Source organism: Azospirillum oleiclasticum (assembly GCF_013423485.1).
In the GTDB taxonomy this organism is placed as follows: Bacteria; Pseudomonadota; Alphaproteobacteria; order Azospirillales; family Azospirillaceae; genus Azospirillum; species Azospirillum oleiclasticum.
In genome coordinates, this window is record NZ_JABFFR010000037.1 from 35,672 (window position 1) to 58,885 (window position 23,214).

Annotated in this window: 18 protein-coding genes and 1 riboswitch; of the genes, 13 read left to right on the top strand and 5 right to left on the bottom strand. The window is 70.1% G+C overall.

Annotation, left to right across the window (positions count from 1 at the left end):
* Positions 1-70: 70 nt before the first annotated feature.
* The 9 genes from ispH (at position 71) to HL658_RS29615 (ending at position 10,973) form a co-directional block, all read left to right on the top strand.
* Positions 71-1,039 carry a 4-hydroxy-3-methylbut-2-enyl diphosphate reductase gene (gene ispH, locus HL658_RS29575; protein WP_180285155.1) on the top strand — a complete coding sequence of 323 codons (969 nt, stop codon included), beginning with the start codon at positions 71-73 and terminating at the stop codon, positions 1,037-1,039.
* 63 nt (positions 1,040-1,102) lie between these two features.
* Positions 1,103-2,233, top strand: coding sequence for an adenosyl-hopene transferase HpnH (hpnH, locus tag HL658_RS29580; RefSeq protein WP_180285154.1), 1,131 nt, complete (start codon positions 1,103-1,105; stop codon positions 2,231-2,233).
* Positions 2,234-2,287: 54 nt separating this feature from the next.
* Positions 2,288-3,280, top strand: a complete 993-nt coding sequence (locus tag HL658_RS29585; RefSeq protein WP_246338043.1) for a lysylphosphatidylglycerol synthase domain-containing protein — start codon at positions 2,288-2,290, stop codon at positions 3,278-3,280.
* Positions 3,277-3,774, top strand: coding sequence for an Lrp/AsnC family transcriptional regulator (locus tag HL658_RS29590; protein ID WP_180285152.1), 498 nt, complete (start codon positions 3,277-3,279; stop codon positions 3,772-3,774). The genes HL658_RS29585 and HL658_RS29590 overlap by 4 nt, the downstream gene beginning before the upstream one ends.
* A gap of 131 nt (positions 3,775-3,905) precedes the next feature.
* A complete protein-coding gene (locus HL658_RS29595) occupies positions 3,906-4,961 on the top strand; it encodes a Glu/Leu/Phe/Val dehydrogenase (RefSeq protein ID WP_180285151.1) in 1,056 nt (351 codons plus the stop codon).
* 73 nt (positions 4,962-5,034) lie between these two features.
* Entirely contained in the window at positions 5,035-5,754 is a 720-nt protein-coding gene (locus tag HL658_RS29600; protein WP_180285150.1) for a TetR/AcrR family transcriptional regulator, read from the top strand.
* Positions 5,751-6,968: an efflux RND transporter periplasmic adaptor subunit gene (locus HL658_RS29605; RefSeq protein WP_343055385.1), complete on the top strand. Its 1,218-nt coding sequence runs from the start codon at positions 5,751-5,753 to the stop codon at positions 6,966-6,968. The genes HL658_RS29600 and HL658_RS29605 overlap by 4 nt, the downstream gene beginning before the upstream one ends.
* Before the next feature lie 57 nt (positions 6,969-7,025).
* Entirely contained in the window at positions 7,026-10,100 is a 3,075-nt protein-coding gene (locus HL658_RS29610; protein WP_180285149.1) for a MexW/MexI family multidrug efflux RND transporter permease subunit, read from the top strand.
* Positions 10,101-10,370: 270 nt separating this feature from the next.
* Entirely contained in the window at positions 10,371-10,973 is a 603-nt protein-coding gene (locus HL658_RS29615; protein WP_180285148.1) for a cold-shock protein, read from the top strand.
* Positions 10,974-11,163: 190 nt separating this feature from the next.
* Here the strand turns inward: HL658_RS29615 and HL658_RS29620 are convergent, their stop codons facing one another.
* From HL658_RS29620 to HL658_RS29630, 3 genes are all read right to left on the bottom strand, one after another.
* Entirely contained in the window at positions 11,164-12,345 is a 1,182-nt protein-coding gene (locus tag HL658_RS29620; RefSeq protein ID WP_180285147.1) for a DUF2336 domain-containing protein, read from the bottom strand.
* A 31-nt stretch (positions 12,346-12,376) separates the two neighbouring features.
* A complete protein-coding gene (locus HL658_RS29625) occupies positions 12,377-12,931 on the bottom strand; it encodes a MarR family winged helix-turn-helix transcriptional regulator (RefSeq protein ID WP_180285146.1) in 555 nt (184 codons plus the stop codon).
* A gap of 641 nt (positions 12,932-13,572) precedes the next feature.
* Positions 13,573-14,094 (bottom strand): hypothetical protein, encoded by a 522-nt coding sequence (locus HL658_RS29630; RefSeq protein ID WP_180285145.1) that lies wholly within the window; start codon positions 14,092-14,094, stop codon positions 13,573-13,575.
* Positions 14,095-14,448: 354 nt separating this feature from the next.
* Here HL658_RS29630 and HL658_RS29635 point away from each other — a divergent pair, with 354 nt between their 5' ends.
* The 4 genes from HL658_RS29635 to HL658_RS29650 all read left to right on the top strand — a co-directional run bounded on the left by HL658_RS29635 (position 14,449) and on the right by HL658_RS29650 (position 20,829).
* Complete coding sequence (locus HL658_RS29635) at positions 14,449-14,937, top strand: hypothetical protein (protein WP_180285144.1); 489 nt, start codon at positions 14,449-14,451, stop codon at positions 14,935-14,937.
* Positions 14,915-17,296 carry an HD domain-containing protein gene (locus HL658_RS36710; protein ID WP_211109891.1) on the top strand — a complete coding sequence of 794 codons (2,382 nt, stop codon included), beginning with the start codon at positions 14,915-14,917 and terminating at the stop codon, positions 17,294-17,296. Before HL658_RS29635 ends, HL658_RS36710 begins: the two co-directional genes overlap by 23 nt.
* Before the next feature lie 138 nt (positions 17,297-17,434).
* Complete coding sequence (mutS, locus tag HL658_RS29645; RefSeq protein WP_180285263.1) at positions 17,435-20,083, top strand: DNA mismatch repair protein MutS; 2,649 nt, start codon at positions 17,435-17,437, stop codon at positions 20,081-20,083.
* Positions 20,083-20,829: a phosphatase PAP2 family protein gene (locus tag HL658_RS29650; protein WP_343055386.1), complete on the top strand. Its 747-nt coding sequence runs from the start codon at positions 20,083-20,085 to the stop codon at positions 20,827-20,829. Before mutS ends, HL658_RS29650 begins: the two co-directional genes overlap by 1 nt.
* A 4-nt stretch (positions 20,830-20,833) precedes the next feature.
* Here the strand turns inward: HL658_RS29650 and HL658_RS29655 are convergent, their stop codons facing one another.
* Both HL658_RS29655 and HL658_RS29660 read right to left on the bottom strand, forming a co-directional pair.
* Positions 20,834-21,346: a phosphoribosyltransferase gene (locus HL658_RS29655; RefSeq protein ID WP_180285142.1), complete on the bottom strand. Its 513-nt coding sequence runs from the start codon at positions 21,344-21,346 to the stop codon at positions 20,834-20,836.
* A gap of 98 nt (positions 21,347-21,444) precedes the next feature.
* Positions 21,445-22,815: a pentapeptide repeat-containing protein gene (locus HL658_RS29660; protein WP_180285141.1), complete on the bottom strand. Its 1,371-nt coding sequence runs from the start codon at positions 22,813-22,815 to the stop codon at positions 21,445-21,447.
* 282 nt (positions 22,816-23,097) lie between these two features.
* Positions 23,098-23,177, top strand: a riboswitch (SAM riboswitch).
* The last annotated feature ends 37 nt before the right edge of the window (positions 23,178-23,214 follow it).

Genomic DNA, 23,214 nt, shown 5'->3' on the forward strand with positions numbered 1-23,214 from the left:
GTCCGAAGCGCCTACGCGGTAATCCGCCCGGGCGGCCGGAAGATGGACAGCGACCGGGAGTCATGACGCCATGGCGGAAGCGCCTCTGAGAGTCGTCCTAGCCCAACCGCGGGGGTTCTGCGCGGGTGTCGAGCGCGCCATCGAGATCGTCGAGCGCGCGATCACCAAATACGGCCCGCCGGTCTATGTCCGGCACGAGATCGTGCACAACCGCCATGTCGTGGAAATGCTGAAGCAGCGCGGCGCCCGCTTCGTGGAGGAGGTGGACGAGATCCCCACCGGCGCGGTCACGGTCTTCAGCGCCCACGGTGTCGCCACGCTGGTGGAGCGCTGGGCCGACGAGCGCAGCCTGCACGTGATCGACGCCACCTGCCCGCTGGTCACCAAGGTGCACCGCGAGGGCCAGCGCTACGCGCGGGCCGGCTACGACGTGGTGCTGATCGGCCACAAGGGCCACCCGGAGGTGGAGGGCACGCTGGGCCAGATCGACGGTCCCGTCCATCTGGTGCCGGATGTGGCCGCGGTCGCCGCGGTGACCCCGCGCGACCCGGCCCGCATCGCCTACGTCACCCAGACCACGCTGAGCGTGGACGACACCCGCGACATCATCCGCGCGCTGACGGAGCGCTTTCCGGCCATCGTCGGCCCCGACGTGAAGGACATCTGCTACGCCACCCAGAACCGCCAGTCGGCGGTGCGGGCGCTGGCCGAACGGGTCGACCTGATCCTGGTGGTGGGGGCGAGGAACAGCTCCAACTCCAACCGGCTGCGCGAGATCGGCGCGCTGATGGGGCGGCCCGCCCACCTGATCGACGGTCCGCAGGATCTGGATCCGGCCTGGCTGGACGGCGTGGCCGCGGTGGGCGTCACCGCCGGCGCCTCGGCCCCGGAGGTGCTGGTGCGGGGCGTGGTGGAGCGGCTGTCCGCCCTGCGCACGGCGCGGGTGGAAACGCTGGACGGCATCCGCGAGGATGTGCACTTCAAGCTGCCGGACGAACTGGTCGCGGCCGCACCGCTTTCCGAGCCGGCGGTTTCCTGATAGAACCCCTCGGATTTTCCCCCTCGGTCCTTCCTGAAACGCCCAGACGGCGGAGGTCTCCCCTTGGCAATCCCGATGCGACAGCAGGCGGCGGTCGGCGCCTACATCCTGAAGCAGCGGCTCCTCGGCCGGAAGCGTTACCCGCTGGTGCTGATGCTGGAGCCGCTCTACCAGTGCAACCTGGCCTGCGCCGGCTGCGGCAAGATCGATTATCCCGACAGCATCCTGCGCCGCCGCCTGTCGGTGGAGGAGTGCCTGAGCGCGGTGGACGAGTGCGGCGCCCCCGTCGTCACCATCCCCGGCGGCGAACCGCTGCTGCACAAGGACATCGTCAAGATCGTCGATGGCATCGTCGCCAAGGGCAAATACGTCTATCTCTGCACCAACGCGCTGCTGCTGGAAAAGCGACTGGACCAGTTCACACCCAGCCAGTTCCTGACCTTCTCCGTCCATCTCGACGGGCTGAAGGAGCAGCACGACAAGGCGGTCAGCCAGACCGGCGTGTTCGACCGCGCGGTGTCGGCGATCAAGGCGGCGCGCGCCAAGGGATTCCGGGTCAGCGTCAACTGCACCCTGTTCGACGACGCCAAGCCGGCGGAGGTCGCCGCCTTCTTCGACTATGTGAAGGAACTGGGCGTCGAGGGCGTGACCGTCGCGCCCGGCTACGCCTACGAGCGCGCCCCGGACCAGGAGCATTTCCTCAACCGCCGCAAGACCAAGCAGCTCTTCCGCGAGGTCTTCAAGCTGGGCAAGGGCAGGAAGTGGCCCTTCAACCAGTCCTCGCTCTATCTGGACTTCCTGGCCGGCAACCAGACCTACAAATGCACGCCCTGGGGCACGCCGACCCGCAACGTGTTCGGCTGGCAGCGGCCGTGCTACCTGCTCAACGAGGGCTACGCCAAGACCTTCAAGGAGCTGATGGAGGACACGGACTGGGACAGCTACGGCACCGGGGCCTATGAGAAGTGCGCGGATTGCATGGCCCATTGCGGCTACGAGCCGACCGCGGTCACCGACGCCACCGCCAACCCGCTGAAGATGATGGCGGTGTCGCTGCGCGGCCCCCGCACCGACGGCGACTTCGCCCCGGAAATCCCGCTGGACCGCCAGCGCCCAGCCGAGTTCAAGCACGAGGATCTGGTGAAGAGCGCGGTCAACAGCTCCACCAAGGCACCGGAAAAGGCGGCGGGCTGACCCTCTCCCTCCCCTCTCCGGAGGGATGCGGGCTTTCCGAAGTGGTGTGTGACGATGCGCTGGAGCCTGTGGCTTCTTGGGCTGGGCGGGTTCGCGGCGGCCGTTTGGATGGTGGTGGACATCGGGGCCGGCGATGTGGCGTCGGCGCTGGCGGCGATCGGCTGGGGGGCGCTGCTGGTGCTGGCCTTCCGTGCGCTGCCGCTGTGGTTCGACGCCGCCGGCTGGCGCGTGCTGTTCGCCCGCGGGGCGCGGCCGCCGATGGGCGTGACCTGGTGGGTGCGCTGGATCTCCGAGAGCGTCAACGCGCTGCTGCCGGTCGCGCAGATCGGGGGCGAGGTGGTGCGCGCCCACCTGATCAGCCGGAGCAGCGTGGTGCCCCGCCCCGCCATTGGCACCGGCGAGGCGGCGGCGACCGTCATCGTCGACATGACCACCGGGCTGATCGCCACCGCCCTGTTCAGCCTGACCGGGCTGCTCCTGCTGCTCGGCCGCCACGCCGATGTGGGCGTGACCGGCGCCGTCTGGTGGGCGCTGGGCGGGCTGGCGCTGATGACCGGGGGCTTCGTGGCGGCGCAGCGCAGCGGCCTCGTCACCCGCGCGGTGCGGGCGGTGGCGGTGCGGCTGGCGCGCGGCCGGGCCGGCGCCTTCGTGGCCGAGATGAACACGTTGGACCGCGCCTTCGAGCGCATGTGGGCCGACCATGGCGCCATCCTCGCCTCGGCCGGCTGGCGCTTCGCCTCCTTCCTGGCCGGGGCGGCGGAGGTGTGGCTGGTCCTGCTGCTGCTGGGGCACCCCATCGGCTGGGACGACGCGCTGATGCTGGAGGCGCTGTCGACCGCCGCCCGCAGCGCCGCCTTCGCCATCCCCGGCGGGCTCGGCGTGCAGGAGGGCAGCCTGCTGGTGCTCGGCCAGCTCATCGGGCTCGACGCGCCGACCGCCCTGGCGCTGGCCCTGGTGAAACGCCTGCGCGAGGTGGTCACCGGCCTGCCGGCGCTGGCGCTGTGGTGGTGGGTGGGCACCCGGAGCCCGGCACCGAGGGAACCATGAGGAAAAGCGCCCGCGCGCTGGACCGCATCGACCTGCGCATCCTGGCGGCACTCCAGGCGGACGGGCGGATCACCAACGCCGCGCTTGCCGAGCGGATCGGCCTGTCCCCCAGCCCTTGCCTGGAGCGGGTGCGGCGACTGGAGCAGACCGGCTTCATCCGCCGCTACACGGCCGAAATCGACCTGTCCCCGGTGACGCGGACGGTGACCGTCTTCGCCGAGGTCACGCTGGCCAGCCACGCCCAGGCCGATTTCGCCCGCTTCGAGGCGGCGCTGGCGGCCGAACCGGCGGTGGTGGAGGCGCATTGCGTCGGCGGCGGCATCGACTATGTCCTGCGCATCGTCGCCCGCGACATCGCCGATTATCACGAGACCAGCGAACGGCTGCTGGCTTCGGCCCCGGAGGTGGCGAACCTGACCAGCTACGTCGCCATCCGCCGTGTCAAGGCCGACAGCGGCCTGCCGCTCGACCGGCTGGCCGACCCGGAGGCGTGACGCCGCAGAATCGCCGGCCTTCCCGCCCGGCCGCCGCAGAGCCTGCGCCGGGACGCCCGGCCTTCCGGAGAACATCCTCCGCAACCCGTGCGATCCTTGGAACGTACAATGTTCCATCAGGGGGCCGGGCCATGGGCGTCTTCTCCGCCGGGGATTTCCAGGATCACGAGCAAGTCGTCTTCGTCCGCGACCCGGCCACGGGCTTGCGCGCCATCGTCGCCATCCACAGCACGGCCCGCGGCCCGGCCTTCGGCGGCTGCCGCCTGTGGCCCTACGCCACGGAGGAGGAGGCGCTGCGCGACGTGCTGCGCCTGTCGGCGGGGATGACGCTGAAGGCGGCGGTCATGGGGCTGCCCTTCGGCGGCGGCAAGTCGGTCATCATCGGCGACCCGGCGCGCGACAAGACGCCGGAGCTTCTGCACGCCATGGGACGCGCGGTGCACGCGCTGGGCGGACGTTACCTGATGGCCGACGATGTCGGCACCACGGTGGGCGACATGGCGGTGATCCGTCGGGTGACGCCGCACGCCCGCGGGCTGGCCGGCGCCGACGGCGCCCCCTGCCCCGCCACCGCCTGGGGCGTGTACCAGGGCATGCTGGCCGCGGCGGAGCACGCCTTCGGCAGCCCGGATCTCGCCGGGCGGAGGGTGGCGGTCCAGGGGCTGGGCAGCGTGGGCATGCGGCTGTGCGGGTTCCTGCACGCGGCCGGGGCACGGCTGCTGGTCGGCGACCTCGACCCGGCGCGGGTGGAGACGGCGTGCCGGCGCTTTGCCGCCGTGGCGGTCGAGCCCGCCGCCATCCTGGGGGCGGAGGCCGACGTGCTGTCGCCCAACGCGCTGGGTGCGGTGCTGGACGACCGCAGCATCCCGGCCATCCGGGCGCCTGTGGTCTGCGGCGCGGCCAACAACCAGCTCGCCGAACCGCGGCACGGGGAGGCGCTGCACCGCCGCGGCATCCTCTACGCCCCCGATTTCGTGGTGAACGCCGGCGGGCTGATCGACGTGGCGCACGAGGGGCCGGGCTACGACCCCGCCGCGGTGCTGCGCGACTGCGAGCGCATCCGCCGGGTCGCGGCGGAGCTGTTCGGGCGCGCGGCGCGCGAGGGCCGGCCGACCGCGGATGTGGCGCTGGAGATGGCCGCCGCGGCGCTGCCCGGACGCAACCCAGGCCCGCGACTCGCCGCCTGAAGCGTGGCCGTCATGCGTGCAGTGCAAAAAGGGGGGCTTGACAGGGGTGAGTGAGCGCTCACTTACTCACCCCATGTCCAAGGACCGCCTCGACAGCACGGAACGACGCAACGCCATCGTGGAGGCGGCCCTGCCGCTGTTCGCGCGCAAGGGCTTCGCCGCCACCACGACGAAGGAGATCGCGTCCGCCGCCGGCGTGTCGGAGGCGTTGATCTTCAAGCATTTCCCCAGCAAGGCGGCGCTCTACGACCACATCCTGCGCTCCTGCATCGAGGGCGACGAGGAGTTGAAGGCGCTGCTGGCCCGGCAGCCCTCCACCGACACGCTGGTCACGGTGGTGCGCGGGCTGGTCCAGTTCTACACCATGGAGCTGCCGGAGGATCCGGCGGCGCTGGCCCGGCACCGGCTGTTCCTGCTGAGCCTGCTGGACGACGGCGAATACGCGCGCGTCGTCTACCGCTGGCTGGAGGAGGCGCTGATGCCGGTCTTCACGGCGTCGGTCGAGGCGGCGGAGGCGACGGGCGACGTCGTGCCCTCGCCGGTGGCCGCCGCCAACCGCCTGTGGTTCGCCGAGCATCTCGGCAGCATGCTGGCGAATCTCTGCCTGGGCGGCCAGTCGGCCGTCGTCCACCCCTGCCGCGACGAGACGCTCGCCCGGCAGGCGGCGTGGTTCATCCTGCGCGGGGTCGGCATGACCGACGTGGCGCTGGCCCGTTACGCGGACCAGCCCTGGCTGCCCCCGTCCCAATCCACCCCCGACAACGGCAACGGGCCGAAGCGAGGCCGATCGTGAGCACAGACACCCAGACTTCCACCACCGTCGGCCACGACGCCGTGCGGCGCGAGGGCGCGCACGGCGAACGCCGTCCCGTCCGCCGCCGCTCCACCGTCCTGCGGCTGATCATCGTCGCCGTGCTGATGGCGCTGCTGCTGGGCGGGCTGTGGTGGTTCAACGAATTCCGCAATCGGATGATCGCCGACTTCTTCGCCGGCAACAAACCGCCACCCACCCCGGTGGCGGTGGCGGAGGCGACGCTGGAGACGGTGCCCAAGTTCCTGACCGCCATCGGCACGCTGGAGGCGGTGCGGCAGGTGACGGTGTCGCCGGAGGTCGCCGGCCGCATCACCCAGATCTTCTTCGAGTCGGGCGCCGCCGTGAAGGCCGGCGCGCCGCTGGTGCAGCTCAACGACCAGACCGAGCAGGCCGACCTGCTGGCGCAGCGCGCCCAGGCACGGCTGGCCGAGCTGAACCTGGAACGTTCGCTGAGCCTGCGCCGCAACCAGGCGGGGCCGCAGACCACGGTGGACCAGAACCGCGCCGAGCTGGACGAGGTCAACGCCAACATCAAACGCACCGAATCCACGATCGCGCAGAAGCTGATCCGTGCGCCGTTCGACGGCAACCTCGGCATCCGGCAGGTCAATGTCGGCCAGTACCTGACCGCCGGGGCGACGGTGGTCACGCTCACCGACCTGTCGACGCTGCTGGTCAACTTCACGCTGCCCGAGCAGTCGCGCGAGCGCATCCACGTGGGGCAGGAGCTGCGCATCGCATCCGACGCCTTCCCCGGCCGCAGCTTCCCGGCGACGATCACCACCATCGAACCGCAGGTCAGCGAGGACACGCGCGCCATCAAGGTGCAGGGCACGCTGGAGAACCGCGACCGCGTGCTGCTGCCGGGCATGTTCGCCAACGTGCAGGTGGTGCTGCCGCCGGAAACCGGTGTTGTCGTGGTGCCGGAGACGGCGGTCGACTACACGCTTTACGGCGACAGCGTCTTCGTGGTGCGCGAGAAGCCGGGGTCGGACGGCAAGCCGGCGCTGACCGCCGAGCGCGTGCCGGTCACCGCCGGCGACCGCGGCGCCAACCGGGTGGAGATCCGCCGTGGCGTGAAGCCGGGCGAGCGGGTCATCGTGTCCGGCCAGCTGAAGCTGAGCAACGGCGCCGCCGTGACCATCGCCGAGGGCGCCGCCCCGCCGACGCCGGAGCGGATTCCGGTCAATTGATTGAGCGTCGGGGGCGGGCCCCACGCGACGACGCCGAGTTAGGAACGGGTGCATCCCATGCGCTTCACCGATCTGTTCATCCGGCGGCCGGTGCTGTCGATCGTGGTCAGCCTGCTGATCCTGCTGATCGGCGGCCGCGCGCTGTACGAGCTGCCGATCCGGCAGTATCCGGAGCTGAGCAACACCGTCATCACCATCACCACATCCTACCCCGGCGCCTCGCCCGAGCTGATGCAGGGCTTCATCACCACGCCGATCGAGCAGGCGGTGGCGAGTGCGGAGGGGCTGGATTACCTGACCTCCTCCTCCACGCAGGGCACCAGCGTGGTCACCGCCTATGTGCGGCTGAACTTCGACCCCAACGTCGCCATGACCGACGTGATGGCGAAGGTGCAGCAGGTGAAGTACCAGCTCCCGCGCGAGGCCAACGACCCGGTGATCCTGAAGAGCACGGGGGAGACCACCTCGCTGCTCTACATGGGCTTCTCCAGCACCGAGCTGAACGGCGCCGCCATCTCCGACTTCCTGACCCGCGTGATCCAGCCGCAGCTCGCCACCATCGAGGGCGTGGCGGAGGCGGAGATCCTGGGCGGTCAGACCTTCGCCATGCGGCTGTGGGTGGACCCGGTGCGGATGGCCGCGCGCGGCATCACCCCGGCCGACATCTCCGCCGCCATCCAGGCCAACAACTACCAGTCGGCACCCGGCCAGGCGAAGGGCGTCTACACCATCACCAACGTCACCGCCAACACCGGCCTCACCGACATCGAGGAGTTCCGGAACATGGTGGTGAAGGCGGCGGACGGCGCGCTGGTGCGCATCCGCGACGTCGCCACCGTGGAGCTGGGGGCGCAGAGCACCAACGCCAGCGTCTACATGAACGGCCAGCAGGCCATCTTCATCGGCGTGAACTCCACCCCGACCGGCAACCCGCTGAACATCGTCCAGGACATCCGCCGGATGGTGCCGGACCTGGAGCGCAACCTGCCGCCGTCGATGAAGATGGAGATCGTCTACGACTCGACCCGCTTCATCCAGGCCTCCATCGACGAGGTGGTGAAGACGCTGGCCGAGGCGGTGGCGATCGTGGTGGTCGTCATCTTCCTGTTCCTGGGCTCCTTCCGCTCGGTGCTGATCCCGATCGTCACCATCCCGCTGTCGATCATCGGTGCCGCCACCTTCATGCTGGCGATGGGATTCAGCCTCAACCTGCTGACGCTGCTCGCCATGGTGCTGGCCATCGGGCTGGTCGTGGACGACGCCATCGTGGTGGTGGAGAACGTCCACCGCCATCTGGAGGAGGGGCGAACGCCGGTGCAGGCGTCGCTGATCGGCGCCCGCGAGATCGTCGGCCCCATCATCTCCATGACCATCACGCTGGCGGCGGTCTACGCCCCCATCGGCTTCCTCAGCGGCCTGACCGGCACGCTGTTCCGGGAGTTCGCCTTCACGCTGGCGGGGTCGGTCATCATCTCCGGCGTCGTGGCGCTGACGCTGTCGCCGATGATGTGCTCGGTGATCCTGACGCCGTCGATGAACCACGGCCGCTTCGCCCGCTTCGTCGACCGCAGCTTCACCCGGCTGGAGGGCTGGTACTCGCGCCGGCTGGCCGGCTCGCTGGACCACCGGGCGGCGACGCTGCTGTTCGGCGTGTGCATCCTGGGTGCGGTCGGCTTCCTGTTCGTCAACACCAGCTCCGAGCTGGCGCCGGAGGAGGACCAGGGCATCCTGTTCGGCATCACCAAGGCGCCGCAATACGCCAACCTCGACTACATCGACATCTACGGCAAGCAGATGGACGCGATCTTCGCCTCCCACCCGGAGACGGACACGCGCTTCGTGCTGAACGGCATGCCCACCCTGAACCAGGGCTTCGCCGGCATGATCCTGAAGCCGTGGGACGAGCGCACCAAGACCGCCCAGCAGCTCCAGCCGGAGGTGCAGGGCCAGCTGTCGGGGGTCACCGGCACCCAGGTGTTTCTGGTGTCGCCGCCGGCCCTGCCCGGCTCCACCGGCGGTCTGCCGGTGCAGATGGTGATCTACAGCCCCGGCGATTACCGCACCATCTTCGACGCCATGGAGCGCATCAAGGCGGCGGCCTTCCAGAGCGGCATGTTCATCGTCGCCGACAGCGACCTGCAGTTCAACAACCCGGTCATCCGCCTGCACATCGACCGCTCCAAGGCGGCCGATCTGGGGCTGAACATGCAGAGCGTCGCCGACACGCTGGCGGTGCTGGTGGGCGGCAACTACGTCAACCGCTTCAACCTGCAGGGCCGCTCCTACGAGGTCATCCCGCAGGTGCCGCGCGAGAAGCGGCTGTCGGCGGAGGATCTGACCCGCTACTACGTCAAGGCGGCCAACGGCCAGCCGATCCCGCTGTCCACGGTGGTGTCCTTCGCCACCGACGTGCAGCCCAACGCGCTCAACAAGTACAACCAGCTCAACGCCGCCACCTTCTCCGCCGTGCCCATGCCGGGGGTGACCATGGGTCAGGCGGTGGAGTTCCTGGAACAGCAGGCGCGCGAGATCCTGCCGGCCGGCTTCAACCACGCCTACCTGTCGGAGTCGCGGCAGTATGTGACCGAGGGCAGCCAGCTCACCGTCACCTTCATCTTCGCGCTGGTCGTCATCTTCCTGGTGCTGGCGGCGCAGTTCGAATCGCTGCGCGACCCGCTGGTGATCCTGGTCAGCGTGCCGATGTCGATCTTCGGGGCGCTGCTGCCGCTGTTCTTCGGCGTGGCGACCATGAACATCTACACCCAGGTGGGCCTCGTCACCCTGGTCGGGCTGATCACCAAGCACGGCATCCTGATGGTGGAATTCGCCAAGGAGATGCAGGTGAACGAGCAGGTGGACCGCCGCACCGCCATCGAGCACGCCGCGCGCGTCCGCCTGCGCCCCATCCTGATGACCACCGCGGCCATGGTGATGGGGCTGGTGCCGCTGCTGTCGGCGGCGGGGGCCGGTGCCGCCAGCCGCTTCTCCATCGGGCTGGTCATCGTCACCGGCATGCTGATCGGCACGCTGTTCACCCTGTTCGTGCTGCCGGCCGTCTACACCGTGCTGGCGAAGGACCACCGGGCCGCCGCCGCGTCCGAGCGCAACGAGCAGATCGCCGCGCTGTCCTGACCCGCCGGGCCTGCACGCTCCGCCCCCTCTCCCGCCGCGGGAGAGGGCATCGGCCGTCCCCGATTCGTTCGCGGGACGGCCGGGTCCGGCCGCCCGTGTTGCCGCCAAAGGCTGACTTCCGATCGCGCGCACTCATCCAAATGGCAGAGTGGCAGCAAGTTCGCGGATCTGCCGTCAAGAACGATTGAATTGCGGGTGCAAAACCGTCATCCTCTTGGTACCGACCGTGACACTCGCGGCCGGTTTGGCATCTTTTTTACGAGACCGTTCATGTACGACCGCCCGCAGCGCGGTGGCCATCGCGCCCCCGAAATCACCCATCGCAACGTCCGCGCCACCGTGAAGTGGTTCAACCCGACCAAGGGCTTCGGCTTCGTGACGCCCGAAGACGGGTCCCCGGATGCGTTCCTTCACGCAACCGTCGTCCAGTTCTCCGGGCATGACGCCCTGGCGGACGGCACGACCATCGTGTGCGACCTGTCCCGCGGCCCCAAGGGCCCCCAGGTCGCCAACATCCACTCCGTCGACACCTCCACGGCCAGCGCCAGCCCCCGCAGCGGCGGTGACCGCATGGGTGGTGACCGCATGGGCGGCGGTGGCTACGGTGGCGGCGGCGGCGGCGGTGGCCGCGGCGGCTACCGCGACTACGGCGCCCCGTCGGACTCCGAGACGGTGGACGGCACGGTGAAGTGGTTCAACGTGACGAAGGGCTTCGGCTTCATCGCTCCGGCGGACGGCGGGAAGGACATCTTCGTCCACAAGAGCGCGCTCGACCGCTCCGGCCTCGACGGCATCGCCGACGGCGAGCAGGTCCGCGTGACCGTTCGCCAGGGTGCGAAGGGTCCCGAGGCGGTGCGGGTCGAGCTGGCCTGACGGCCGGTCAGTCCCGACGGTCCCGATCCGAAACGGTTCCGGGGCGCCCCTGACGGGGCGCTCCGGGCTGTTCGGCGCGCTCTGTCACTGTGTTGCTCCGACACGCGCCGGCCATGGCCGATCGCGGTGCGGAGCATTTTTGTTTGCGCGCATCTTCTGATCCCGCGCGGCTCCGGTGTACGCCGCGTTGTCAGCGCACGGGCAGGAAGGGCAGCCCCGCCTGTTCCATGGCGCTCAGGATGACCGCCTCCGACTTCTGGTCGAAGAGCTGGAGCAGCAGGTCGTCGACCGCCCACTCGTCGGTGGGGGTGCATTCCTCGAAGAGCCGGGCGATCACCTCGGACTGGAAGGCGTCGCGGCGTTCCTCCCCGCCCTCGAACACCATCTCCTTGGCGACCGTTACGGCGACGCGGAAGGGGGCCGCCAGCACCAACGGCAGCCCGGCCCGCTGGAACAGCGCGCGCAGGCCCAGCGCGCCGTCGTCCCAGGCGAGCGCCCGGGCGTTCTCCACCGGTATGCCGGCGCGGGCCGACAGGCCGGCGGTGAACAGCGCCACATCGCCCGCGCACAGCGCCCGGAACAGCAGCGAGGCGGACAGCCGGCCGTTGGCCTGCAGCCAGCGGGCGAGCAGCTCGGCGTCTACGTCCGACCGCAGGACCGGCCGCAGCAGTCGCATCGTCGCCGCCTCCCGCGCGTTTTCCACCAGCCGGTTGACCAGGGCCGGCGCCAGCCCGTGCGCGCGCACCAGCGTGGCGCGCAGGCCGGCGGAGACGTAGGCGACCAGCTTCTCCACGACCGCGAGCGGCAGGCCGGGGCGCGACGCCATCGCGTCGCTGACCGCGCGGATGCGCCCGAAGCGCGCGACCGCGCGGTGCAGGGTGCGCTCCGGCAGCACGGCCCCCTGGTTGCGCAGCAGGCAGGTGATGACGGCGACGTTGCCCTCCTCCACCAGCGCCTCGGAGATGGTGGCGGTCACCTCCCGCCGGCCTGCGATGGCGAGCTGCTTGCCGGCGTCCCGTTCCTCCAGCACCTTCAGCAGGAAGCGGTCGTTCAGGCCTGCGGCGTGGCGCAGGATGGGGAAGGCCACGCGCGCCACGTCCCGCACCAGCCGCTCGGCCAGCTCGGTGGTGAGCAGCGGGCTGTTGTGGATCTGCCAGGCCACCGCCTCGCGCACCGCCAATTCGGCGTCGGCCGCGAAGCAGTGGAGCACCTCCAGCGCCAGCCCGCGCTCGGTCTCGTCCAGCGCCCCCGCCTCCAGATCCCGGACCAGATTGCCCATGGTCTCGATGCGCGATTCGGCGGTCGGAGTCGCCAGCAGACGATCGACGTCCCGCTTGGACAGGGTGCTCTTGGAAGGGGCGGGCGTCGTCATGGCGGTTCCCGGTCTGCGGTCGGACGGCGTCTCAATCCAGGCCGCGGCTGGAATAGCGGATCAGGTCGCTCCACACCCGCTCCAGGCGGCGGAGCACGCGGTGGGTGGTGGCGAGGTCGTCGAGATCCGCCTCGTTGCGGACGATGGCGTCGGCCTGGGTGGCCTCCAGCCGGCGCAGCTCCTCGTAGAGCCGCTGCCCCTTCTCGGACAGGCGCAGCCGGGCGGAGCGCCGGTCGCGCTGCGAGGCGGCGCGGTCCACATAGCCAGACTCGACCAGATTCTTCAGGTTGTACGACGCGTTGGAGCCGAGATAGTAGCCGCGCTCCATCAGATCGCGCACCGACAGCTCGTCGTTGCCGATCAGCATGAGCATCAACGCCTGCACCGGGCTCAGATCATCCGCCCCGCGCCGCTCCAGCTCGACGCGCACAACGTCGAGGAAGCGGCGGTGCATCCGCTCGATGATGCGCGCGACGTCGTGATAGGAGGCGAGGTCGGAGGCACGCGCCGGTTGGGCCGATTCCGGTTGGCCCGCAGCTGAAGGGCGGGTGTCCGGCGGACGTCCCGGTCTCTGTGCGGCGCTCATCGGGCGCTACCCGCGCCGCCCGCCGCGCACCGGGTGCCCGGCACCCCCGTCCGGATTTGCTGGTCCATGGTCTCTCTCCTCGTTCGCGGGGCGTCCCCCCCGATTCCGGTGCGATGCTCCGCCGCCGATGCCGCACTGCGGAACGCACCCGCCCCCGCGCACCGGGCAGCAACTGCCCATGGTCTTTCCACTTTCATCGACGCTCGGATCATCGCGGCCCGGAATCCAATGAAATGACAAATTCTGAACAGACAAGTACGATTTTGCCGAAGAATGTTAAAATATATTCAAAGATCATCTTTGCGACGAATATCGTTCTATTTTCCATCATTACTCCAGCCTGAAGCCTTTGGTTGCATAGCGTGGTATGCTTCGTCCATTCTATCGAGTATCCGCCACGGATTCGTCGGCGAAACGCCTTAAAGCTCTTCTTTGTCACAGACCGTTAAAGCATGCTGCGACTTTTCCTCGAAGTCCACGCAACCGTGCCAGCGGATTCCGAAGTAGAGGAGGAAGGACTCGCGGGAATGGTCACAATGCCCGCACGGCTCAGGGACAGGGTGCGGGCCGGCAGGGCCGGAACGCACGCGCGTTCCGGTCGTCAGTCATCGATGGTGCATCGCAGAGTCAGGCGGCGCCGGTCACGCTTCCCGCGTCGCCAGATGGACGTTCGCCCCGCCCTCCGCCTCCAGAACCGCGGCGGCGCGGGTCTCCGCCGCCTCGTCCGCGACGCGCACCCACAGGATGACGCCGCCGGCCTCCAGCGCGCGGGCGAACTCGTCGGTGTCGGGGTGGCTGGTCAGCTCGTCCAGATAGTCCTTGATGGCGATGCCGCCGATCCCCGCCGCGACGACCGCCGCCACCGCCGCGGTGATCGGCCCGCCGACGAAGGCCAGCAGACCGGCGGTGGTCAGCGGGAAGGCGTAGTTCAGCTCCCCCACCAGCGCGGTCATGGCGTCGTCGCGCGCGCGGGGCGGGTGGTGCTCGGCCGCCTCCAGCGAGGTGTGGCTGGCGAGCACCGACAGATCCTCGCGCGCGAAACCGCCGGCGAGCAGGGCCGCCACGGCACGGTCGAAGGATTCCCGGCTGTCGAACAGCCCCACGACCTCGCGGATCTCGGACGGCCCGGAGGCGGTGGCGGTGGAGGCTGACGTGGCGGGCATGGCGGGCTCCTCTTGATTGTTTGTAACGCCATTCTATGCCGGCACGACCGTAGGAACCATACGGCACACCGCCGCGTGCGGGACGAGTCGACGCGTTGTACCCCCTGCGCGCGCCCTCCCCATCCCCCTCCCGAGCCCGGCCGTGACCCGGCCGGAAGGTGCGACAATCGGTGCGCCATTCCCTATCCATTGTTTCGAATCGCTTTTCCCGACCAGCCCGCCGGATAGGTGCGGCCGTGGGAAAAAAAGGCGTTGCGCCTCTCCGGCCTCGTGACATGATGCGGGTGACCATCAATATCTTGTTGCCGTAGCGGCAGAACACACCACGCGCCGCGCCGCGCAAGGATTCCGCGTATGACCTGGGACACGACCGCGCTTCTCGCCAAAGCCCGGATGGACAACCATCCAGCCGTCGCCGCGCCGCCGACCCTCCGCCTCACCCCGGCCATCTTCGGCAAGCTGCTCGTGGCCGCCTGGGCGGCCCGGCATGGCCGGACGGATTTTCCGCCCCGGGACCGCATCACCGACGTGCTGCTGGAGCGCGCGGGCGAGGCCCCCGCGGATGTCGACTCCATCCTTTGCGTCGATGACCGGATCACCGGCCCGGTGCTGGCGGACTGGTCGGAATACATGGCCGCTGCGCAGATGAGCGGCTTGGTCAAGCGGCTGAACCCCGACTACGTGCGGGTGGTGGTCGAGATCGACGGGCTGACCGGCCGTGACCTGTTGGACGATTACACGCGGGGCAAGCCGGAGCTGAAGCGCTGGGTGGAAACCGTCGTGGATGATCTGTCCAGGCCTGCCGGCATGGCGAGTTGCGATGCAGCATCATCCGGACGATGAGGATCGGCTCAAGGATTTACAGCGGCGCCTCGTCGAGGGGTCGCCGGCGGCCCGTGCGATTTTCCACCATCTCGCCCCGAGACTGATCCAGCCGCCGGCCCGTAATCCGGGCGCCAAACACATCAACGACCCGATCTGGAAGACCGTCCATCTCGCCTGGAACGAGGTCGCGCTTCTCGACATGCCGCTGATGCAGCGGCTGCGGCGGGTGCGGCAGCTCGGGTTGGCGAACATCGCCTATCCATCGGCCCAGCACAGCCGATTCGAGCATTCCCTGGGAGCCATGTACCTTGCGGGCCGGGTCTTCGACCGGTTCTGCGGATCCCTCGAAGCGGAGTCGGCCGTGGTCTTCCGGCGGTCGGTCCGGATCGCGGCGCTGCTGCACGACTGCGGCCATCCATCCTTCAGCCACGCCGGCGAGCGGGCGTTGGCCCGCCACCCCGCGGTCGAGGACGCGTTCGCCGAGGCGCAGACGCTGCTGACGGCCGAGTTCAAGGACCCGGTCGGCGACGAGATCGGGCAGGAACTGGCCGGCCGCCGCGCGACCACCGCCCGGGACCGCCCGAAGGCACGGGTGCAGGCTGCCGAAGTCGCGTCCGCCCTGTTCGTGCTGAGCCCGGCGATGCAGGCGGAAGCTATCCGGATCGGCCTCTCGCCGACCGATCTGCTGCGCATCGCGGCGCTCATCATCGGGCGGCCCTTCCGGCTGACGGATGGAAGCGGCGGAATCTATGTGGACGTCCTGAAGTCGATCGTGTCCGGCGATCTCGATGTGGACAAGCTGGATTACGTCGCGCGTGACGCCTATTTCGCCGGCATTCCGATCGCCATCGATGTCGATCGGCTTATTTCGCAGCTCTGCACCGTGGAGCACAGGGTCGCCCTGCCGGGACGGGAACACAACCGGTGCCTTCTCTTCGGCGTGCATCCGGCAGGCGTCCCCTCTGTGGAAATGTTCATCCTGACGCGCGCCTACCTGCACCAGCGCCTCTACCAGCACCCGAAGGTGCGCGTGGCCGAGGAACTCCTCGTCCGCAGACTGGCCGAGGAGGTGGCTCGCAGGATCGACGCGTCACCCGGAACCGGGCTGTGCGACGCCCTGGACCTGCTGTTCGGCATGACCGGCGACGACGGCTGCCTCGAACGGCTGGATCCGGCACCCATCGGCGACACGGATGACTCCTCGCTGGCCGCCCGCTGGCGGCTCAGCCGGCGCGTGCTGGCGTGCAGCCCGCGGTCGACCGTCGGCTACGACACGGCGAGCGGACGCCCGACCCCTCTCCTCCTCAAGGAGTGGGACAAGGCCTCGGACACACTGGAGGCGAACCCCTCGGCTCTCGAAGGTCTGATCGCCGAACGGCTCGGAACGCCCGTGCGGAACGTGATCGTCGACTGGCGGCGCATGCCGATGATCAAGGAGAATCCGGCGGTCTTCATCAACGACCGCTTCACCACGGAAAAGCTTCTCCCCATCGCCGAGTCCTTCGACGCCAGCCAGTTCGCCAACGCCACCGACCAATCGCGGCAGCGGCGCTGGGTGTTCGCCGTGGGCGTCGATCCGGCCAAGGCCGCGGCGGCGGCTTCCGCGGTCCTCGCCTCCACCCATGGAATCATCCCCCTCCGCTCCGCCGCCATCGAGGCGAAGAACGATCCGGACAAAGTGCTGGGGGCGCTTCGGGATTTCGCGGGCGCGAACAAGGACATCGATGGCTACCACGGGGAACTTGTCACCGACGCATGGGGGGACAGGCTGGTCATTCCCCCGCGGATGCTGGTCCGCGCGCTGCCCTTCCCCGATCCGGATGCGAAAAATGTCGGATTCCGCATCGCCGACGAATTCCGCAAGACGACGTTGACCGGCATCCATCGGCCCGACGTCTTCGCCGCCATGGAGGTGCTGCGGCTCGTGCTGTCCTATGCCGATGAAACGTCGCAGACGATGCCACGCCACTCCCTGGCGGTGGACGAGCCGGCATTGCAGTCCGGCCTTAAAGGCTGGCTGATTCGGACTACGAGGAACACCGACGTTTCGGTCATGGAACAGGCGTCGGCACAGACCGGCCGCATCGACCTGACCGTGACCTTCGGCGGGAGCCGCCCGCTGACCGTCCCCATCGAGCTGAAGGCCGAGGAGGCGACCTTCGAGACCATGGTGAAAAGCCACAAGGATCAGGTGCTCAGCTACCTGACGGACCCCCGTTACGGCCGCGTCGGCGTGCTGTTCTTCCGTTTCCGTGCCAAGGACGACCGGCGCGCGTCTGAACACCTTCATGTCGAGTTCTCGGGCGGCAAGACGCCGACCGCCGTACTCTGTGTCGGCCAGCATGTGCCGCGGGGTCCGGCGTCGGCCCACGGGTAGGCTCGTCCGTCCAACGCGGTGCGCCCCGGCCCCCGCCGTGTTAGGGTGCGGCCGCTTGTCCCACCGCCCGCAACCACGGCCGCCGCCTTGTCCGACACCGCCGCCCCCGCGCCCACGATCCCCGCCGACGCCACGCCGATGATGGCGCAGTATCTGGAGATCAAGCAGGCGCACCCTGACTGCCTGCTGTTCTACCGGATGGGCGACTTCTACGAGCTGTTCTTCGAGGACGCGGTGCGGGCCTCCGCCGCGCTGGACATCGCGCTGACCAAGCGCGGCCAGCATCAGGGCGGCGACATCCCGATGTGCGGCGTGCCGGTGCACAGCCACGAATCCTACCTGCAACGGCTGATCCGCCACGGCTTCCGCGTCGCCATCTGCGAGCAGATGGAGGACCCGGCGGAGGCCAAGAAGCGCGGCGCCAAGTCGGTGGTGAAACGCGGCGTCATCCGCATCGTCACGCCCGGCACGCTGACCGAGGATTCGCTGCTGGACGCCCGCTCCAGCAACTGGCTGGCCGCGGTGGCGGAAGCCGCCGGCGGCATGGGGCTGGCGTGGCTGGAGCTGTCCACCGGCGAGCTGGCGGTGCAGCCGGTGGAGCGCGCCGGGCTGGCCGCCGCCATCGGCCGGCTCGACCCGCAGGAGCTTCTGGTGCCGGAACGGCTGGCCCAGGCGCCCGACCTGTTCGAGCTGTGGGGCGAGTGGAAGGAGCGGATGACCATCCAGCCCAACCCGCGCTTCGACAGCGAAAACGGCCGGCAGCGGCTGATGGCGGCCTACGGCGTCGGTTCGCTGGACGCCTACGGCGCCTTCACCCGCGCCGAGGTGGCCGCCGCCGGCGCCATCGTCGGCTATGTGGAGCTGACGCAGAAGGGCCGCATCCCCCGTCTGTCGCCGCCGCGCCGGGTCGGCCCCGGTGCGGTGATGGAGATCGACGCCGCCACCCGCCGCAACCTCGAACTCGTCCGCACCATGACCGGCGAGCGGCGCGGCAGCCTGCTCGCCACCATCGACCGCACGGTGACCGGGGCCGGGGCGCGGCTGCTGGCCGCCCACCTCGCCGCGCCCCTGACCGACGTGGCGGCGATCGCGCGCCGCCACGACATGGTGGGCTTCCTGCTGGCCGAGGAGGCGCTGCGGCAGGACCTGCGCGAGGCGCTGAAGGCCTGCCCGGATCTGGAGCGCGCCCTGTCCCGCCTGACGCTGGGGCGCGGCGGCCCGCGCGACCTTGCCGCCATCCGCGACGGGCTGGCCCAGGCCGGCGCGGTGCGCGCCCTGCTGGCGGCCGGCGGTACGTTGCCGGACGGGTTGCCGGACGGGTTGAAAGCGGTGGCGGCGGGGCTGGGCGAGCACGCCGCCCATGTCGACCATCTCCGCGCCGCGCTGGCCGCCGAACTGCCGCTGCTGGCCCGCGACGGCGGCTTCATCGCCCGCGGCTACGCGCCCCAGCTCGACGAGCTGGTGGGGCTGCGCGACGAGAGCCGGCGGCTGATCGCCGGCCTGCAGGCCCGTTACGCCGAGCTGTCCGGCGTGCCGACGCTGAAGATCAAGCACAACAACGTGCTGGGCTACCACATCGAGGTCACCGCGACGCACGCCGACAAGCTGTTGTCGGGGAAGAACCGCGAGACTTTCATGCACCGCCAGACCATGGCGAACGCCGTGCGCTTCGGGACGGTGGAGCTGTCCGACCTCGAGCGCCGCATCTCCGAGGCCGGCGACCGCGCGCTGGCGGTGGAGCTGGAGCTGTTCGAGGCGCTGGTGGCGGAGGTGGGTGGCCGCGCCGACGCCATCGCCGCCGCCGCCCGCGCGCTGGCCGCACTCGACGTGGCAGCATCGCTGGCCGAGCTGGCGGCGGAGCGGCGCCAGGTGCGGCCGGTGGTGGACCGCTCGCTCGCCTTCACCATCCGCGGCGGCCGGCACCCGGTGGTGGAGGCGGTGCTGGACGCCCAGCACGGCGGCCCTTTCGTCGCCAACGACTGCGACCTCGCCCCCGACAACCGGCTGTGGCTGCTGACCGGCCCCAACATGGCCGGCAAATCCACCTTCCTGCGGCAGAACGCGCTGATCGCCGTGCTGGCGCAGATCGGCGCCTTCGTGCCGGCCGACGCCGCCCACATCGGGGTGGTCGACCGGCTGTTCAGCAGGGTGGGTGCCGCCGACGACCTCGCCCGCGGGCGCTCCACCTTCATGGTGGAGATGGTGGAGACGGCGGCCATCCTGAACCAGGCGGGGGAGCGGGCGCTGGTGATCCTGGACGAGATCGGCCGCGGCACCGCCACCTTCGACGGGCTGAGCATCGCCTGGGCCTGCGTGGAGCATCTGCACGACGCCAACCGCTGCCGCGCGCTCTTCGCCACCCATTACCACGAGCTGACCATGCTGGCCTCCAAGCTGTCGGCGCTCTCCTGCCACACCATGCGGATCAAGGAATGGCAGGGCGACGTGGTGTTCCTGCACGAGGTGGCGGCGGGTGCCGCCGACCGCAGCTACGGCATCCACGTCGCCAAGCTCGCCGGCCTGCCGCCGCCCGTGGTGGCGCGCGCCGACGCCGTGCTGAAGCTGCTGGAATCGGGCGACCAGAACGCCGCCATCCACCGTCTGGCCGAGGACCTGCCGCTGTTCAGCGCCGCCCTGAAACGCCCGGCCGCGAAGGCGGAGGCGCCGGCCCCCCGCGGCTCGGCGGTCGAGGACGCGCTGAAGGCCGTGAACCCGGACGAGCTGACGCCCCGGCAGGCGCTGGAGGAGCTGTACCGACTGCGCGCCCTGGCGCTGGGAGGGGCATGATGCGCATCCCCATCCTGGGCATCCTGTGGCGCCGCCTCGCCACCGTCGAGCTGTGGCTGCTGGCGACGCTGCTGGCGGCGGCGGGTGGGCTGCTCGCCTTCGGGATGCTGGCGGAGGAGATCATCGAGGGCGAGGCGCTGGCCTTCGACCGCAACATCCTGCTGGCGCTGCGCAACCCGGCCGACCTGTCCGACCCCATCGGCCCCCGCTGGCTCGAGGAGGTGGCACGCGACATCACCGCACTCGGCAGCCATGTGGTGCTGACCTTGGTGACGCTGGCGGTCGTCGGCTTCCTGCTGATCGCGCGCAAGCGCGGGGCGGCGGTGCTGGTGGCGGTGTCGGTCGGCGGCGGCACACTGCTGGGCACGCTGCTGAAACTGCTGTTCGGCCGGGCGCGGCCGGACCTCGTGCCGCACGCGGTGGAGGTCTATTCGGCCAGCTTTCCCAGCGGCCACGCCATGCTGTCGGCGGTCACCTACCTGACGCTCGGCGCCCTGCTGATGCGCGTCCAGGCGCGGCCGGGGGAGCGGCTGTACATCCTGGCCGTGGCGATCGCGCTGACGCTGCTGGTCGGGGCCAGCCGCGTCTATCTGGGCGTCCACTGGCCGAGCGACGTGCTGGCCGGCTGGTGCGTCGGCGCCGCCTGGGCGATCCTGTGCTGGACCGCCGCCCTGTGGCTGCAGCGCCGCGGCGAGGTGGAGCCGCCGCCAGGCAATGGAACGGCGGAGAACGGTCCGGCGGGGTGACCCCCTACTCCACCACCCCGACATAGGGCAGGTAGCGGTAATCCTCGGCGTGGTCGATGCCGTAGCCGACGACGAACAGGTCGTCCACGGTGAAGCCGACGAACTCCACCGGCACGTCGATGATGCGGCGCGAGGGCTTGTCGAGCAGGGCGCAGATGCGCACCTCCGTCGCCCCGGCGGCCAGCAGGCTGCGGCGGGCGTAGTCCAGCGAGCGGCCGCTGTCGGCGATGTCGTCCACCAGCAGCACCGGCCGCCCGACGATGTCCGACGGCACCGGCCCCACCAGCTCCACCGCACCGCTGCTCACCGTGCCGCTGCCGTAGCTGCGCAGCCGCAGCGTCTCGAATCGCGGAGCCATGCCGGCGCGGCCCATGGCGCGCAGCAGGTCGGCGGCGAAGACCATGCTGCCCTTCATCACCGCCACCATCACGGTGTCGCGCGGGCAGACGGCGGCGATGTCGGCCGCCATGGCCTCCACCCGTTCGGCGATCCGCGGGGCGTCGATCAGCAGTCTCATGGGCGGGCGTCCGGTCTCGGTCGGCGGGAGGGCGCCATGATGGCGGAAGCCGCCGCGGCGGTCGAGGGGGTGGCTGGGGGTCCCGGACGCCCGCAGGCTCACGCCGCCTCGCGGCGCTCCGCGCCGCGCATGTCGGCGCCCGTGGTGGTGGCGCCGCGCAGGTCGGCGTCGATCAGGTTGGTGTTGAGCATGGCGGCGTTGGACAGCCAGGCCTGGGCGAGGTTGGCGCCGCCGAGGTCGGCGCCGTTCAGCTTCGCGCGGGTCAGGTCGGCGCCGCTGAAGATGGCGCGGCGGGCGCGGGCGCGCGTCAGGTCGGCGGGAAACAGGGTGCCCCCGGTGATGGGCAGCGGGCTGAGCCGCGCTGCGGAGAAGTCGGCGTAGTCGAGAAGCCCGCGGTGCAGCCGGGCACCGCGCAGGTCGGCACCGCGCAGGTTGGCGCCGCGGAGGTCGGCCAGTTCCAGGTCGGCGGTCACAAGCGCAATCCCTTCCAGATTGGCGTTGTTCAGGCGCGCCGCGCGCAGCATCGCCGCCGACAGGTTGGCGCCCGACAGGTCCAGGCCCGACAGGTCGCGGTTGGACAGGTCGGCCCGCCGGCCCTTGCGGCCACCGCTGACCACCCAGTCGTCGTGGGAGTCGAGGATGGCGGACAGCTCGTTCCCCAGCACCGCCCGCGCGATGCCCAGCTTGGCGCCGCTGGTGCGCGCCAGCGACAGGTCGACACCGTCGAGCAGCGCGCCGATCATGTCGGCGCTTTCCAGCTTGGTGTGGCGCATGACGGTGCGGCTGAGGATGGCGCCCACCAGCTTGGCCCCGCTCAGGTCGCATTCCGACAGGTCGGCGCCCTCCAGGTCGCAGCCGGTCAAGTCGGCGTTGCGCAGATCCGCCCGCATCAGCTTGCTGCCGCGCAGGCAGGTGTCGCGCAGGTCGGTCTGCAGCACGAAGCTGTCGGAAATCTTCGCCTGGCTCAGGTTGGAGCGAGCGAGCACCGCGGCGGACAGGTCGGACTTGGCCGACGCGCGCAGCATCGGCGTCAGCTCGCCGGCGGACTGCACCATCAGGATGCCGTTGCGCAAATCCGCGTGCATCAGGTTGCAGCCCGCCATCAGCGCGCCGCGAAGCTGGGCCCCCCGCAGGTCGGCGCGGCTGAGGTCGGCGCGCACCATCTGCGCCCGCCGCAGGTCAGCCCCGAACAGCGAGGCGCCGATCAGCCGCGCGCCCGTCAGCTTCGCCCCCATCAGCCGGACGCCCGTGAGATCGGCCCCGTCCAGGATGCGGCCGGAGAGGTCGGCCATCGAGAGATCCCACAGCTTCATCACCGCGCGGGCGGCGTTTGGACGGCCGAGCACGAACGCCTCGTGCCGCGTCAGGACGAGGGCCAACTCCTCCGCCGAGGGGCGATGGCCGCGCGCCGGTTGTGCGGACGCGCTTTCGGGGATCGGGCCCTGCGTGGTCACCTGCTCGTTCATCATGGCCCCACCCCTCCATATCAACCGCCAATGGTTGGCGGCGCGGATGGGACAATGGCGAAGCGATGTTTCGGCGGAATTCCAATTCGTACACACGCGAATTTCGGAAACTTCAAACAAACCGAAAGCAAATGAACCAATCTGAAACATTCCGCGATGGAGCGGCGACACGGATCGGCGTTCCGTCGCGTTGCGTGCCGGCGGTGCCGAACGCAACGACGGAATGACAGGGTTGTGGGTCGTCGCGCAGGCGCACCTTGACCCCCCCGCCCCGAGCCCCCTATAAACCGCCCACGTGGTGATTTGAGCGACCGGCTTGCGGGCCACGTAAAACAATCCGCTAAAGAGGTCCGAGCCGCTCCCGGGCGTCTCGACCCTTGGACGGTCGGGGCATTTTCGTCT

Coding starts and splice junctions, on each gene's coding strand:
- HL658_RS29650 (WP_343055386.1), top strand. CDS start 20,083: ATGCGCATCCCCATCCTGGGCATCCTGTGGCGCCGCCTCGCCACCGTC.
- HL658_RS29590 (WP_180285152.1), top strand. CDS start 3,277: ATGAGGAAAAGCGCCCGCGCGCTGGACCGCATCGACCTGCGCATCCTG.
- HL658_RS29595 (WP_180285151.1), top strand. CDS start 3,906: ATGGGCGTCTTCTCCGCCGGGGATTTCCAGGATCACGAGCAAGTCGTC.
- HL658_RS29655 (WP_180285142.1), bottom strand. CDS start 21,346: ATGAGACTGCTGATCGACGCCCCGCGGATCGCCGAACGGGTGGAGGCC.
- HL658_RS29660 (WP_180285141.1), bottom strand. CDS start 22,815: ATGATGAACGAGCAGGTGACCACGCAGGGCCCGATCCCCGAAAGCGCG.
- HL658_RS29625 (WP_180285146.1), bottom strand. CDS start 12,931: ATGAGCGCCGCACAGAGACCGGGACGTCCGCCGGACACCCGCCCTTCA.
- HL658_RS29610 (WP_180285149.1), top strand. CDS start 7,026: ATGCGCTTCACCGATCTGTTCATCCGGCGGCCGGTGCTGTCGATCGTG.
- HL658_RS36710 (WP_211109891.1), top strand. CDS start 14,915: ATGCAGCATCATCCGGACGATGAGGATCGGCTCAAGGATTTACAGCGG.
- ispH (WP_180285155.1), top strand. CDS start 71: ATGGCGGAAGCGCCTCTGAGAGTCGTCCTAGCCCAACCGCGGGGGTTC.
- HL658_RS29585 (WP_246338043.1), top strand. CDS start 2,288: ATGCGCTGGAGCCTGTGGCTTCTTGGGCTGGGCGGGTTCGCGGCGGCC.
- HL658_RS29635 (WP_180285144.1), top strand. CDS start 14,449: ATGACCTGGGACACGACCGCGCTTCTCGCCAAAGCCCGGATGGACAAC.
- HL658_RS29620 (WP_180285147.1), bottom strand. CDS start 12,345: ATGACGACGCCCGCCCCTTCCAAGAGCACCCTGTCCAAGCGGGACGTC.
- HL658_RS29615 (WP_180285148.1), top strand. CDS start 10,371: ATGTACGACCGCCCGCAGCGCGGTGGCCATCGCGCCCCCGAAATCACC.
- HL658_RS29630 (WP_180285145.1), bottom strand. CDS start 14,094: ATGCCCGCCACGTCAGCCTCCACCGCCACCGCCTCCGGGCCGTCCGAG.
- HL658_RS29600 (WP_180285150.1), top strand. CDS start 5,035: ATGTCCAAGGACCGCCTCGACAGCACGGAACGACGCAACGCCATCGTG.
- mutS (WP_180285263.1), top strand. CDS start 17,435: ATGATGGCGCAGTATCTGGAGATCAAGCAGGCGCACCCTGACTGCCTG.